The 12,948-nt window shown below is 72.9% G+C and carries 12 protein-coding genes; 2 read left to right on the forward strand and 10 right to left on the reverse strand.

Annotated features, from left to right (window positions below; translation table 11 throughout):
• Nucleotides 1–73 precede the first annotated feature (73 nt).
• Together WBN91_RS02165 and WBN91_RS02170 are read left to right on the forward strand one after the other, a co-directional pair.
• Complete coding sequence (locus WBN91_RS02165; RefSeq protein ID WP_337722875.1) at nucleotides 74–1,720, forward strand: acyl-CoA dehydrogenase family protein; 1,647 nt, start codon at nucleotides 74–76, stop codon at nucleotides 1,718–1,720.
• 44 nt (nucleotides 1,721–1,764) lie between these two features.
• Nucleotides 1,765–2,976, forward strand: a complete 1,212-nt coding sequence (locus WBN91_RS02170) for a serine/threonine-protein kinase (protein ID WP_337722876.1) — start codon at nucleotides 1,765–1,767, stop codon at nucleotides 2,974–2,976.
• Here WBN91_RS02170 and WBN91_RS02175 read toward each other — a convergent pair.
• From WBN91_RS02175 to WBN91_RS02220, 10 genes are all read right to left on the reverse strand, one after another.
• Entirely contained in the window at nucleotides 2,973–3,857 is an 885-nt protein-coding gene (locus WBN91_RS02175; protein ID WP_337722877.1) for a Gfo/Idh/MocA family protein, read from the reverse strand. The two genes, WBN91_RS02170 and WBN91_RS02175, sit on opposite strands and share 4 nt — an antisense overlap.
• 577 nt (nucleotides 3,858–4,434) lie before the next feature.
• Nucleotides 4,435–5,832 (reverse strand): aminopeptidase P family protein, encoded by a 1,398-nt coding sequence (locus WBN91_RS02180; protein ID WP_337722878.1) that lies wholly within the window; start codon nucleotides 5,830–5,832, stop codon nucleotides 4,435–4,437.
• Entirely contained in the window at nucleotides 5,829–6,830 is a 1,002-nt protein-coding gene (locus tag WBN91_RS02185; RefSeq protein ID WP_337722880.1) for a proline racemase family protein, read from the reverse strand. The genes WBN91_RS02180 and WBN91_RS02185 overlap by 4 nt, the downstream gene beginning before the upstream one ends.
• Nucleotides 6,827–7,729 carry a dihydrodipicolinate synthase family protein gene (locus WBN91_RS02190; RefSeq protein ID WP_337722881.1) on the reverse strand — a complete coding sequence of 301 codons (903 nt, stop codon included), beginning with the start codon at nucleotides 7,727–7,729 and terminating at the stop codon, nucleotides 6,827–6,829. Before WBN91_RS02190 ends, WBN91_RS02185 begins: the two co-directional genes overlap by 4 nt.
• Nucleotide 7,730: 1 nt before the next feature.
• The gene (locus WBN91_RS02195) at nucleotides 7,731–9,101 is read right to left on the reverse strand and encodes an FAD/NAD(P)-binding oxidoreductase (protein ID WP_337722882.1); all 1,371 of its coding nucleotides are present in this window, start codon (nucleotides 9,099–9,101) and stop codon (nucleotides 7,731–7,733) included.
• Entirely contained in the window at nucleotides 9,098–9,355 is a 258-nt protein-coding gene (locus WBN91_RS02200; protein ID WP_337722883.1) for a (2Fe-2S)-binding protein, read from the reverse strand. Before WBN91_RS02200 ends, WBN91_RS02195 begins: the two co-directional genes overlap by 4 nt.
• A complete protein-coding gene (locus tag WBN91_RS02205) occupies nucleotides 9,352–10,491 on the reverse strand; it encodes an NAD(P)/FAD-dependent oxidoreductase (RefSeq protein WP_337722884.1) in 1,140 nt (379 codons plus the stop codon). The genes WBN91_RS02200 and WBN91_RS02205 overlap by 4 nt, the downstream gene beginning before the upstream one ends.
• A 62-nt stretch (nucleotides 10,492–10,553) precedes the next feature.
• Nucleotides 10,554–11,108, reverse strand: coding sequence for a helix-turn-helix domain-containing protein (locus WBN91_RS02210; RefSeq protein ID WP_337722885.1), 555 nt, complete (start codon nucleotides 11,106–11,108; stop codon nucleotides 10,554–10,556).
• 27 nt (nucleotides 11,109–11,135) lie between these two features.
• On the reverse strand, nucleotides 11,136–11,513 hold the full coding sequence (locus tag WBN91_RS02215; RefSeq protein WP_337722886.1) for an STAS domain-containing protein: 378 nt from the start codon (nucleotides 11,511–11,513) through the stop codon (nucleotides 11,136–11,138).
• 114 nt (nucleotides 11,514–11,627) lie between these two features.
• Nucleotides 11,628–12,875 carry an SGNH/GDSL hydrolase family protein gene (locus tag WBN91_RS02220; RefSeq protein WP_337722887.1) on the reverse strand — a complete coding sequence of 416 codons (1,248 nt, stop codon included), beginning with the start codon at nucleotides 12,873–12,875 and terminating at the stop codon, nucleotides 11,628–11,630.
• Nucleotides 12,876–12,948 lie beyond the last annotated feature (73 nt).

Below are 12,948 nucleotides of genomic sequence, written 5' to 3' on the forward strand. Positions count from 1 at the left end.
CCTGTCCACCGGTCCGCCATCCTAGCGGTATTACAGTCTTGCTGCGGCCGTGCTGCGAGCGTAATACTGAGGCATGGTCCTGCCGCTGACGCCCTCGTCCGCCACCCACGAGGTCACCAACCAGCCGCCGCCGCTCGCGCCCTACGACGCCTCTGCCGACGCCGCCCTGCTGGAGGGCCTGCGCCGCGAGGGCGCGGGCTGGTTCGAGGACGACCTGCGCCGGCTCGGCAGGCACGCGGGCAGCGAGGAGGCCCAGCGCTGGGCGGCGGAGGCCAACACCTTCGAGCCGGTGCTGTGCACCCACGACCGTTACGGCAACCGGGTCGACGAGGTCGAGTTCCACTCCAGCTGGCACGACCTCATGAGGGTCGCGGTGGCCGAGGGCAACGCCGCGTCGGCGTGGACCGACCCGCGACCGGGCGCGCACGTCGCCCGCTACGCCGGGCTGCTGGTGTGGGGTCACACCGAGGCCGGCCACGGCTGCCCGATGGCCATGACCTACGCGGCCGTGCAGGCGCTGCGCCACGAGCCCGCGTTGGCGGCGATGTACGAGCCGCTGCTGACCAGCCGCGTGTACGACCCGGGCCTGCGCGTGCCCACGTCCAAGCGCGGCCTGCTGGCCGGCATGGGCATGACGGAGAAACAAGGCGGCTCGGACGTCCGCACCAACACCACCGTCGCCACCCCGACCGGCGAAGACGGCGTCTACACCCTGCGCGGCCACAAGTGGTTCACCTCCGCGCCCATGTGCGACGTGTTCCTGGTGCTGGCGCAGGCTCCCGGCGGCTTGTCGTGCTTCCTGGTGCCGCGCGTGCTGCCCGACGGCACGCGGAACACCTTCCGCATCCAGCGGTTGAAGGACAAGCTGGGCAACCGGTCCAACGCCTCCTCCGAGCCGGAGTTCGACGGCACGGTGGCCTGGCTTGTCGGCGCCGAGGGGCGGGGCGTCAAGACCATCATCGAAATGGTCAACTGCACCCGGCTGGACTGCGTCTCCGGCTCGGCGGCGCTGATGCGCAAGGCGTTCGTGGAGGCGCTGCACCACACCCGTCACCGCAGCGCGTTCGGCGCGAGGCTTGTGGATCAGCCGTTGATGCGCAACGTGCTGGCTGATCTGGCGTTGGAGTCCGAGGCGGCGACCGTGTTGACCTTGCGGCTCGCCGGCGCGGCCGACCGGGCTGTCCGGGGTGACGAGGGCGAGCGGGCTTTCCGTCGGATCGCGACCGCCATCGGCAAGTACTGGGTGACCAAGCGTGCGCCGATGTTCGCCGCCGAGGCGTTGGAGTGCCTGGGTGGGAACGGTTATGTGGAGGACTCGGGTATGCCCCGGCTCTACCGCGAGGCCCCGTTGAACTCCATTTGGGAGGGGTCGGGGAACGTCAACGCCCTGGACGTCCTGCGCGTGCTCGGCCGGGAGCCGGCGGCGGCCCAGGCCCTGCTGGCGGAGTTGTCCCTGGCCGGCGGCGTGGACCCCCGGCTGGACGCGGCCGTGAACGACATCGCGGCGGCCCTGGCCTCGCCCGCCGACGTCGAGGTCCGGGCTCGTCACCTGGTGGAGCGCATGGCGCTGGCGTTGCAGGCGTCCCTGCTGGTCCGGCACGCCCCCAACGCGGTGGCGGACGCGTTCTGCGCGTCCCGGTTGGGCGGTGGTGGGTACGCCTTCGGCACCCTGCCCGCGGGCACCGATTTCACCGCCGTCCTGGACCGCGCTTCTTCCTAGACTTCCGGCGTTTGGGGGTGTGGGGCGCAGGGCATCCGGGTGGCGTGACCGCGCAAGCCTTCCGTGGCCGGCTCTTGGCCGATCGATACCGGCTCGACGGGCTCGTCGGGGCCGGGGGCATGGCCCAGGTCCACCGGGGATGGGACGTGTTGCTGCGGCGGCCGGTGGCGGTCAAGCTCTTCCCCGGGGTCGAGGACGCGGTGACCGAGCGGCGGATCGAGAACGAGATCCGGACCCTCGCCGCGCTGTCCCACCCCGGTCTCGTCGCCGTGTACGACGCCGGCACCAGTGGCGGCACCCGGTTCGTCGTCATGCGGTTGGTCGAGGGGCGGACGCTGCGGGCCGAGATCAACCGGGGGCCGCTGGCGTTGAGCGAGGTGCGGCGGTTGGGGGCGGCGATCGCCGACGCGCTGGCCCACGTGCACGCGCACGGGGTCGTCCACCGTGATCTCAAGCCGTCGAACATCCTGCTGGACGCCGACCGGGAGCCGTTGCTGGCGGACTTCGGGCTGGCGTTGACGAGTGGCGCGGCGCGGGTGACGTTGTCGCAGCAGGTGGTGGGCACGGCTCCCTACCTGGCGCCCGAGCAGGTGCGGGGCGGGGCGATCGGGCCGGCGGTCGACGTCTACGCGTTGGGGCTGGTGCTGTTGGAGTGCCTGTCGGGGCGGACCGAGTACGACGGTGGCGGGGTGGAGGCGGCGGTGGCGCGGCTGCACCGGCCGCCGCACGTGCCGAGCCACCTGCCGGCGGAGCTGGTGCGGCTGTTCTCGCTGATGACGGCGATGACGCCGAGGCGGCGGCCGACGGCGGAGGAGTGCGCGCGGGTCCTGCGGGACGGTGATCCGCCGCCGGTGTCGGTGGCGCGTCCGGTGGGTGTCGGGCTGACGCCGTCGACCGAATCCGACCCGGACACGCGGGTGAACAACGACCCGGACACGTTGGCGAGCATCGAAGCCGTGCCGGACGCGCCGCAGTCCGCGCGCCGCTGGCTGATCTCCGGGTCGCTGGTGGCGGTGTTGGGGCTGGGCGGGCTGGCCTGGTCGATGGTCGGGCTCACGCCGCCCACCACGTCGTCCCCGGACACCACGACGGTCGTCCCGGTGCCGGTCCAGGTCGTCCCCGTGTCGCCCACGGCCACGGTCGTCCCGGAGACGACGCGGGTCCAGCCCGTCGCGGAGACGCGTCCGGAGCCGGCCCCGCCCGCGCCGGCCGGCAAGGAGAAGAAGGGCGGCAAGCCCGGCAAGGGCCGGGGTTAGAGGCTCGTCACGATCCGCTCGCACAGTTCGTGCGTGACCAGGGCGTCGCCGGCGTCGAGCCGGGTGCCGGAGCGGACGGCGTCGAGGAAGTGGCGGCACATGCCGTCCATGCCCCGGCGCTTGGCCACGGGCGTCCAGTCGTCCCCGCGCCGGGTGGTGGGCGCGCCGTCGTGGTCGACGACGTCGGTCAGGTTGTGGACGTCCCGCCGGCGGTTGCCACCGGAGACCTGGAGCAACTCGCCACCGGACCCACTGGCCCGGTTCATGATCGCCAGCCCGGTCCGCCCCCGAGCCGCCAAGCGCAGGACGACGTGCCGCAACTCCCCGTCCACCACCGAGCCGCGCACGTCCACGTCGTCGGCGTCGGGCACGAACAGCCGCAGCGTGTCGACCAGGTGGATGAAGTCGTCCAGCACGGCGGTCCGCACGTCGCCCGCCCCGGCGTGCCGGTCCTTCTGGAGCACGACCAGGTCACGGGGCAGCGCGAGCGCGTCGACGTAGGCGGGCGCGAACCGACGGTTGAACCCGACCGCGAGCGACCGACCGCGAGCGCGGGCGAGGTCGACCAGGGCGCGGCTCTCGGCCAGCGAGTAGGACAACGGCTTGTCGACGAACACGTCCACGTCCGCCTCCAGCAGGCGGGTGACGATCTCGGCGTGGTGCTCGGTCGGGGCGTGCACGAACGCGGCCCGCACGCCGGCGTCGAGCAGGCCGTCCAGGGTGGTGTGGCGGTGGGTGACGCGGTGGGCGTCGCCGAGCCGGTCCAGCTTGGCCCGGTCGCGGGTCATCAGGTGGAGGTCCAAGCCGGGCAGCGCGGTCACGACCGGGAGGTAGGCCTTGCGTGCGATGTCACCGAGCCCGACCACACCCACGGGCAGCATCCCCGCCTACCTCCAGAGGTCTGGACCAATCGCAACCGGTCCACCCTAACCCCGCCGCCGGCCCTGCCGACCCGCCGCCCCCTCAGCGCGCCAGCCCCGCCATGCGCGCCCGGCCGCCATGCGCGCCCGGCCTCGCCGCGTGCGCCAGCCCGGCCCTGTGCGCTGGCCTCGCCGTGTGCGCTGGCCCCGCCACGTGTGCCGGCCCAGCCCTGTGTGCCGGCCTCGCCGTGTGTGCTGGCCCCGCCATCCCCGGTGGGCTCGCCATGCCCGGTGGCCTCGCCGTGTGCGCCAGCCCGGCCCTGTGTGCTGGCCGCGCCACGTGTGCCAGCCCCGCCGTGTGCGCCAGCCCGGCCCTGTGCGCTGGCCGCGCCACGTGTGCCAGCCCCGCCGTGTGCGCGAGGGTCGTTCAGCGTCCGTGCCGCCCTGGCCGTCCGCGTTCCTTGTTCTACGGGACGCGCGAGTCGGCGTTTGGTCGCGATATTCGCCATTCACACGATCGGGTGATCGCCGCTCGGGCCGGCGTGCAGCCTGCCGGCCCGAGCGGTGATCTTACCGTATCCCCTGGTCAAAAGGCCCTTCAGCGACGGGAAGACACCCACGACTCCAGGCCGGCCGCGTCGCGGGGCAGGGCCGTGGACAGGACGTGGTTGCCGGTGGACGTGACCACCAGGTCCTCCTCGATGCGGACGCCGATGCCGCGCAGCTCCGGCGGAACGGTCTCGTCGTGCGGGTGGAAGTACAGGCCCGGCTCCACCGTCAGCGCCATGCCCTCCTCCAACAATCCCTCGTGGTACGCCTCGGGCGAAGCGCTCGCGCAGTCGTGCACGTCCAACCCCAGCAGGTGGCCGATCCCGCACACGATGTACCGCCGGTGGTGCTGGCCGTCGTCGTCCAGGGACTCGTCCACCGACACCGGCAGCAGGCCCCAGTCGTGCAAACCCTCGGCCAGCACCCGCATCGCGGCACGGTGGAACTCCCGGTACGGCATGCCGGGACGGACCTCCGCCAAGGCCGCCTCAGTCGCGCGTTCGACCAGGTCGTGCACCTGCCGCTGCGCGTCGGAGAACACGCCCGACACCGGCAGCGTCCGTGTGACGTCGGCGGTGTACAGGGTGTTCAGCTCGACGCCCGCGTCCAGGAGCAGCACGCCGTCCTCTGGCACCGGGCCGTCGTTGCGGACCCAGTGCAGGACCGGCGCGTGTGGGCCGGCGGCCACGATGGACGCGTAGCCGGGGCCGTTGCCGGCGGTGCGGGCGCGGCGGTCGAAGGTGCCCTGGAGCCAGCGTTCGCCGCCGCCGGCGACCGCCGCCTTGAGCTCGGCGGCCACGTCGGCGAAGCCCTGCACGGTCGCGTCGACCGCGGCCTGCAACTGGCCGATCTCCCACTCGTCCTTGATCCGCCGCAGCTCCGCCAGCACCCGCCGCAGCTCCTGGCTGTGCCCGGCCAGCGCGTCCAGCAGCGGGTCGACGCCGCCGGTCGCGTGCACCAGGGGCAGTCGGCCGCGCAGCGCGGACGGCAACTCCTGGATGGGACGGCACCGCACGCCCAGCGCCGCCGACCACTCGGCCAACCCGGGCACCGGCCCGATCCACAGCTCGCCGTCGCGCGCGTTGGCGAAGAAGTCCGCGTCGTCCGGACCGGCGGGTTCGCGCAGGTACAGCTCGGCGTCGCCGTCGGGGTGCAGCACGAGCACCGCGCCCTCGGCGTTGCACCCGGTCAGCCACGAGAAGTCGCTGTCGGGCCGGAACCCGTAGTCGGTGTCGTTGGACCGCACCGGCGCCCAGCCCGACGCCACCGCGACCCGCACCCCGGGCAGCACGGACCGCAGCTGCTCGCGGTGGCGGGCGGCGGCCTCGGCGGCACCGGGGGCGAGCCGGACGGTGCGGTCGCCGGCGCCCCAGCCGTCGCGGACGAAGTCGCGGAAACCGGTGGCCTCGGTCAGCCTGCTCGGGTCGCGGCGGGCGGGTCTGGTCACAGCGTGAACCCCTTCGGGAACGGATCGGTCGGATCGAGGAGGTACTGTGCCATGCCGGTGATCCACGCCCGCCCGGACACCGTCGGCAGCACCGCCGTCGTGGACCCGAGGGTGGTCTCGCCGGTCAGACGGCCGGTGAACCGGGTGCCGATGAAAGACTCGTTGACGAAGTCCTCCGCCAACCCCAGCTCCCCGCGCGCGTGCAACTGCGCCATGCGCGCGCAAGTGCCGGTGCCGCAAGGAGAACGGTCGAACCAGCCGGGGTGGATCGCCATCGCGTTGCGCGAGTGCGCACCGTCCTTCCCGGACGCGGTGAACTGGACGTGCTTGCACCCCGCGATGTCCGGTTCCGTGACGTGCACGGGTTTCCGCTGCTCGTTGATGGCATCCATAATGGACAAGCCAGCGCGGAGGATGTCGTCCTTGCGAGCACGGTCGAACGGGATGCCCAGCTGCTCCAACGGCAGGATGGCGTAGAAGTTGCCGCCATAGGCCATGTCGTACCGGACTTCACCCAGTGACGGCACGGTCACCACCGCGTCCAGTTCGTGTGAGTACGCGGGCACGTTCCGGATCGTCACGTGCAGCGCCCGACCGTCCTGCACCGCCACCTCGGCCAGCACCAGACCGGCCGGCGTGTCCAGCCGCACGGTGGTCACCGGCTCCACGACCTCCACCATGCCGGTCTCCACCAGCACGGTCGCCACGCCGATCGTCCCGTGCCCGCACATCGGCAGGCACCCGGACACCTCGATGTAGAGCACGCCCCAGTCGGCGTCCGGCCGGGTCGGCGGCTGGAGGATCGCCCCGGACATCGCCGAGTGCCCGCGCGGCTCGTTCATCAGCAACTCGCGCAGGTGGTCCAGGTGCGCCATGAAGTGCAGCCGCCGCTCGGCCATCGTCGCGCCCGGGATCACGCCCACGCCACCGGTGATCACCCGGGTCGGCATGCCCTCGGTGTGCGAGTCGACCGCGCTGAAGTACCGCGACGCCCTCACCGCAGCACCTCCAGCGCCCGGCGCAAGTCGCCGTCCAGTCGCGCCCGGTGCTCGGGCGTGAGCGGACCGCGCGGCGGGCGGCACGGACCGCCGTACCGGCCGACCGCGTCCATGCAGTGCTTGATCGCCTGCACGAACTCCGTCCGCGAATCCCACCGGAACACCGCCACCAGCGCCTCGTACAGCTCCCGCGCCTCGTCGAGCTTCCCCTGCCGCGCCAACGAGAACAGCCGCACCGACTCGGCCGGGAAGACGTTCGGGAACCCCGCGAACCAGCCCTCCGCGCCCATCAGCACGCTCTCCAGCAGCACGTCGTCCGCGCCCGCGATCACGGCCAGGCCCGGCGCGGTCTCCCGGATCTCCAGCACGCGCCGTACGTCACCGGAGAACTCCTTCACCGCCACGACGTTGTCGATCTGCGCCAGCTCCGCCAGCAGCGACGGCGTCAGGTCGACCTTGGTGTCGATGGGGTTGTTGTAGACCATGACCGGCAGACCGACCGCCGCCACCTCGGTGAAGTGGTGCACGACCTGCGCCGGGCTCGCCCGGTACATCGTCGGCGGCAGGCACAGCAGGCCGTCCGCGCCGTCCTCGGCGGCCAGTTCCGCCCAGTGCCGGGCCTGGTGCGCGCCCGGCCCGTGCACACCGACCACGACCAGGCCCCGACCGCCCACCGCCTCGATCGCGGTCTTGGCCACGGCCCGGCGCTCGGCGTCGGTGAGGGCGGAGTACTCGCCCAGCGAGCCGTTCGGTCCGACGCCCCGGCAGCCGTTGTCCACCAGCCACCGGCAGTGCTCGGCGTACCGGTCGAGGTCGGGCCGCAGGCCGGCGGGGGCGCCGGGGTCGGGTGCGTAGGGCAGGGCCGTGGCGACGACCACGCCGTCCAGCCGTTCGGTCATGTCATTCCTCCAGTGCGGGGCTGCCGGTTCGCGGCGGTGCGGTGGTCGGCGTGCGGTGGTCGGCGGTGTGGCGATCGGCGGTGTGGTGGTCGGCGAACGTGGTGGTCGGCGAGTGCGGTGTGTCCGCGAGTTCGCCCAGTCGTAGGGGCGCGGCGATCGGCCGGCGGGAGAACCGCTCGGCGTCGTACGGGAAACCCGCCAGTTCGGCGGCGTTGCGCAGGCACACCCGGCCCTGGCACAGCCCGAGCCCGACCCGACAGGTCAACTTCAGCGACCGCAGACCCAGCGCGGCGTGATCCTCGACGGCGGCGCGCAGCGCGGCGAGATCCACCTCTTCGCACCGGCACACCAGCGTCCGCTCGTCCAGCCACGTCCGCCACCCGGGTCGTATCTGATATACGCGGTCCAGGGCTGCGGCGAACGTGCGCCCCGCGCGGACGGCCTTCAGCGTGGCGGGCGCGGGCACACCGTTGGCCGCACAGGTGCCGGCGATCTCGCCTTCCGCCCGTGCCAGGTCCGCGCCGCCGATGCCGGTGATCTCGCCGGCGGCGTAGACGTTCGGCACGGACGTGGCCTGCCGCTCGTCCACGCGCACGAAACCGTCCCGCACCAGACACCCGGCGGCGACCGCCAGCTCCAGACGCGGGGTGAAGCCGAAGCCGACGCACACGGCGTCGACCTCGATCCGCCGTTCAGTACCCGGCCGGACCTTCCACTCCCGGTCCAGCTTGGCCACGGTCACCGCGGTCACGCGGTCGGTGCCGTGCGCCGCCACCACCGCGGACCGGGTCCGGTAGCGAGGGAGGACGGCCCGGTAGCGGACGATCTCCGCCAGCTTGCCGCGTCCGGCGACCACACCCGCCGGTTCCCGCGCCCACGCCAGGGGACTGCCCGCTTCCAGTACTTCGACAACCTGCACGTGCAGTCTGCACATGAAGTCTGCAACGGGAAGTAAGAACGGACCGGTTCCGGCGACCACGACTCGTTTTCCGATGGTCACACCATGTGCTTTGGCCATCGCTTGCGCCCCGCCCGCCGTGACCACGCCGGGCAGGTCCCAGCCGGGGAAGGGCAGCGCCCGGTCGTGCGCACCGGTCGCCAGGACCAGGGTGTCGGCGTCCACGACCCGTGCCACGCGGTCCGGAGCGTCGGCGGGACCGGTACGCAGGTGAAGGCGGGTGCCCTCCAAGGCCCAGACCGTGGTGTCGGCCAAGTGCTCGACGCCCTGCGGCACTTCGATGTGCTCACCCCGGTGGTACTGGCCGCCCGCGCTCGGCTCGGCGTCCACCAGGAGCACCGAAGCGCCCTGCCGGGCCGCCGCCCCGGCCGCCGCCAGACCCGCCGGACCCGCGCCCACCACCACGACCCTCATCGCGGCAGCTCCGCCCCGTGCTGGGTGCGGATGTCGTCACCATCGACCAAGACGCGTTGGCAGGCGCGCACATCCGGCACCCCGTTGACCACCACCAGGCAGTCGAAGCACACCCCGATCCCGCAGAACAGCCCGCGCGGACGGCCGCCGCCCCGCGTGTCGCGCCAGGACGTCCGACCGGCCGCGAGCAGCGCGGCGGCGACCGTCTGCCCCGGGCGGGCGGGGACGGCGGTCCCGTCGACCGTGACCTTCACGCGGCCATCACCTCCGGTCGGTCCACCCGGAACGGCGCCGGGTCCACGTGCGGCGCGCGTCCGGTGAGCAGCTCGGCGACCAGCAGCCCGGTCGCGGCGGCCAATCCGATGCCGGCACCTTCGTGCCCGGTCGCATGCCACAGGCCGGGCAGGCGCGGGTCCTCGCCGATCACCGGCAGGTGGTCGGGCGCGTAGGGGCGGAACCCGCCGTAGGCGCGCATCACCGGCACCCCGGCGAGCACCGGGAACAGCGTGATCGCCTTGCGCGCCAACGCTGTCAGCACCGGCACCTCGAACCGCTCGGTGAACCCGACGCGTTGCCGGCTCGACCCGATCAGCACCGTCCCGGCCCGCGTCGACTCGACGACACCCGAGGTCTGAAGGGCGGCGTCGCCGGAGGCCACCGCGCCGACGTAGTCCGCGTCGTACACCTTGTGCCGCACCACGGGCGGCAGGGGAGCGGTCACCAGCACGATCCCGCGTCGGGGCATGATCGCCAGCGGCGCCCGGTCTACCAGCGCGCCCGCCCACGGGCCGCACGCGTTCACCACGGCGTGGCAGGGGATCGTGCCCTGTGCTGTGCGCACCCCCGTCACCTTCCGCTCACCGTCCACACCGGACACTTCGGTGAACGGCCTGGTCTCCCCGCCGCGCCGGCGGACGGCGGCCAGCAGGGTCGTCGCCGCCAGGACGGGGTTGAGCTGGGCGTCCTCGATGTAGTGCACGGCCGTCGCGACCTCCGGCGTGAGGTGCGGTTCGAGGGCGCGGGCCTCGGCGGGGGTGAGCACGCAGGCGTCCACGCCGGCCGCGCGCTGGGCCGAGGCGAACCGGTGCAGCGGCTCGACGGCGTCCGGGGAGGTCGCGACGACCAGGCCGCCCTTCTCCTCCCACTCCACGTCCGCGCCCAACTCGGCCAGCAGCCGGGGCCAGCGCTCGCGGGAGGCCCGCGCGAGGGCCAGTTCGGGACCGGGTTCCTTGTCCGACACCAGGACGTTGCCCTCGCCCGCGGCGGTGGTGCCGGCGGCGAGCGGACCGCGGTCGACCACGAGCACCCGCAGCCCGGCGGCCGTCAGCGCCTCGGCGCACGCCGCTCCCACGATCCCCGCACCGACGACCACGACGTCCGGGTGTGCCACGCAGCTCACCACCGTTCACTAAACTGAACGCTGCTGAGCGTAGGTTCGGGTCCGCCGGAGCGTCAAGCCTTGGGGTACTCCAGCATCAGCACGGAGGTCACCGGTCCGCCCACGGTCTCGTAGAGGTGCGGGACGTCGCCGGGGTAGCAGACGTAGTCGCCCGGACCCAGCTCGAACGTCCCGCCGACCGGTCCCACTCGCAGCACACCGGCCGTGACCACGACGTGTTCGAGCCCGGGGTGGCCGTCGGTGCGCTGCACCTCGCCGGGCCGCACGCGCTGGTCGTAGATCTCCAGCACCTTGTCGGCGAGGTCCAGGCGGCGCAGCAGGCGCAGGTCCACGGCGTTGCTGCTGAGCACCTCCAGGTCCGCCGACCGCACCAGCACCACCTCGGGCACCGGCCGCTCGGTCAGCAGCTCGGACACCGGCACCTGCAAAGCGTTCGACAAACTGAACACTGTCTCGATGGTGGGGTTGCCGGTGCCCGCTTCGAGCTGGGACAGCGTCCCCTTCGCGATCGACGACTGGCGGGCCAGCTCGGACAGCGACCAGCCGCGCGCCTCGCGCAGCGCCTTGATGTTGACCCCGAGCACTTCACCGGCACGAGCGGCACTCATGGCCGGTGATCCTGCCCTACCTCGCTGCTAGTCGGCGCGCTGCCGCGGGATCTCCAACGCCCGTTCCACCGAGGGCAGCACGGTCAGCACGCAGCCCAGGTCGGTCACCTCGATCGGCCGCAGCACCGCGCGGTGCCCGGCGACCAGGCGCAGGCAGGTGCCGCGCCCGGCGCAGCGCAGGTGGTGGGTGAGCATCAGCGACAGCCCGGACGAGCCGAAGAAGGTCACCCCGCCCAGGTCGACCACGACCGGCCCGGGCGGTCTGACCAGGGCTTCGGCTTGTCTGAGGTGCCCTTCGAGCACCGCGGAGGTCTGCTGGTCGAGTTCGCCGGACACGTGCAGCACCACAGCGGCGCCGCGGACGTCGCGGTGCACTCGGATGAGCTCCGGAGCTGAGTCGAGCATCAGGCGTCCTCCATCGCGACCGTGAGACCGCTGTCGAGCAGGCTGCCTGTTGAACCCGCACACCGGAGCGTACGAGCCGCCGTGCCGCTTGTCACCCCGACCGGCGCGAACCGTTCACCGGAACCAGCGGGCGGGCACCGCGTCGGCCAGCGCCTGGTAGCCGGCCGGGTTGAAGTGCAGGTGGTCGCCGGTGTCGTAGGCGGGGTTGAGCCGGCGCGGGTCCGCCGGGTCGCGCGCGACCCGGTCGAAGTCGACGACCTCGGCGAAGACCCCGCTGGTCCGGATCCACTCGTTGACCCGCTGCCGGGCGCGCTCGCGGTGGCCGTCCGGGTCGTCGTAGCCGGTGTTGCCGCCGAACGGGGTGATGGTCGCCCCGTAGACGCGCAGGCCCACCGAGCGGGCGACGAGCTGCTCGTAGGCGGCGATGAGGTCGTCGGCGACCTGCTTCTGCGCGGCCTCGGTGGCGGGCGCGGTGCCCAGGTCGTTCACCCCTTCGAACACCAGCACGGAGGTGACGCCGGTGGTGGCGAGGACGTCCCGGTCGAAGCGGGCCAGCACGTTGGGGCCCAGTCCGTCGTTGAGGACGCGGTTGCCGCCGGCGGCCTGGTTGAGCACTGCGGTGCGGGCCGTGGTCGGGTGCTGCTGGAGCCGGGCGAGCAGGCGGTCCGGCCAGCGGTCGTTGCCGTTGGTGGTGGAGCCGCGGCCGTCGGTCAGGGAGTCGCCGACGATCGCCATCGCGGTGGCCCGGGACAGGACCTCGACGCCGCTGAGGAAGTACCAGTGGTCGGTGCGGGTGGCGCCGGACAAGTCGACGTCGGTGACGTGGTCGCCCGCCAGCAGGTGCGAGGAGGTGCGGGAACCGGGGTGGGAGGTGATGTTGTTCGACGCCTGCCCGTCGGCGAGATAGGTGGTGACGGTCAGGTTGGACTGGGGTTTCAGCGGGAAGTCGATCGGGTCCGACACGACCAGCGCGCCGACGGGGACGACGGTGGAGGCGCGGCCGTTGAAGGTGACCGGGCGGGTGCTGCCGGGCTGGACCGCGCTGACCCCGGCTTTGCCGTCGGCGGGCAGGGCGACCGTGACGGAGGTGATCGGGAGGGGCGCGCCGCCGAACGCGTTGGAGAACCGGAGTCTGATCTTCTCGCCGCCGACCGAGACGTGCACGGTTTGACGCAGCGTGGCGTCCTTGAGGGTGACACCGTTCTGGGTGAACGGGGCGGGCGGCATGTTGTGCGGCTCGGTGAGCTGCGGCATGGACGTCCAGGTGTGCGTCCACTGCCGGGGCTTGTCGGCGGTGGCCGGTGAGGTCGTGACCGCCACCGCGGCCAGGGCGAGCGCGAGGACGGACTTCGTTCGGCTCACGGGTGCGCCTCTCTGATCGACAGTTTCTCCATGTGATCAGAAAGTTTCGATCTTCGGCAAGCCGGAAAGGTCC

The sequence above is a fragment of the Saccharothrix sp. CCNWYY140 genome (assembly GCF_037401995.1).
Taxonomy (GTDB): domain Bacteria; phylum Actinomycetota; class Actinomycetes; order Mycobacteriales; family Pseudonocardiaceae; genus Actinosynnema.

Excerpts from the sequence above, each read along its gene's own strand:
- WBN91_RS02165 (WP_337722875.1), top strand. The coding sequence starts at position 74 with ATGGTCCTGCCGCTGACGCCCTCGTCCGCCACCCACGAGGTCACCAAC.
- WBN91_RS02210 (WP_337722885.1), bottom strand. The coding sequence starts at position 11,108 with ATGAGTGCCGCTCGTGCCGGTGAAGTGCTCGGGGTCAACATCAAGGCG.
- WBN91_RS02195 (WP_337722882.1), bottom strand. The coding sequence starts at position 9,101 with ATGAGGGTCGTGGTGGTGGGCGCGGGTCCGGCGGGTCTGGCGGCGGCC.
- WBN91_RS02215 (WP_337722886.1), bottom strand. The coding sequence starts at position 11,513 with ATGCTCGACTCAGCTCCGGAGCTCATCCGAGTGCACCGCGACGTCCGC.
- WBN91_RS02175 (WP_337722877.1), bottom strand. The coding sequence starts at position 3,857 with ATGCTGCCCGTGGGTGTGGTCGGGCTCGGTGACATCGCACGCAAGGCC.
- WBN91_RS02190 (WP_337722881.1), bottom strand. The coding sequence starts at position 7,729 with ATGACCGAACGGCTGGACGGCGTGGTCGTCGCCACGGCCCTGCCCTAC.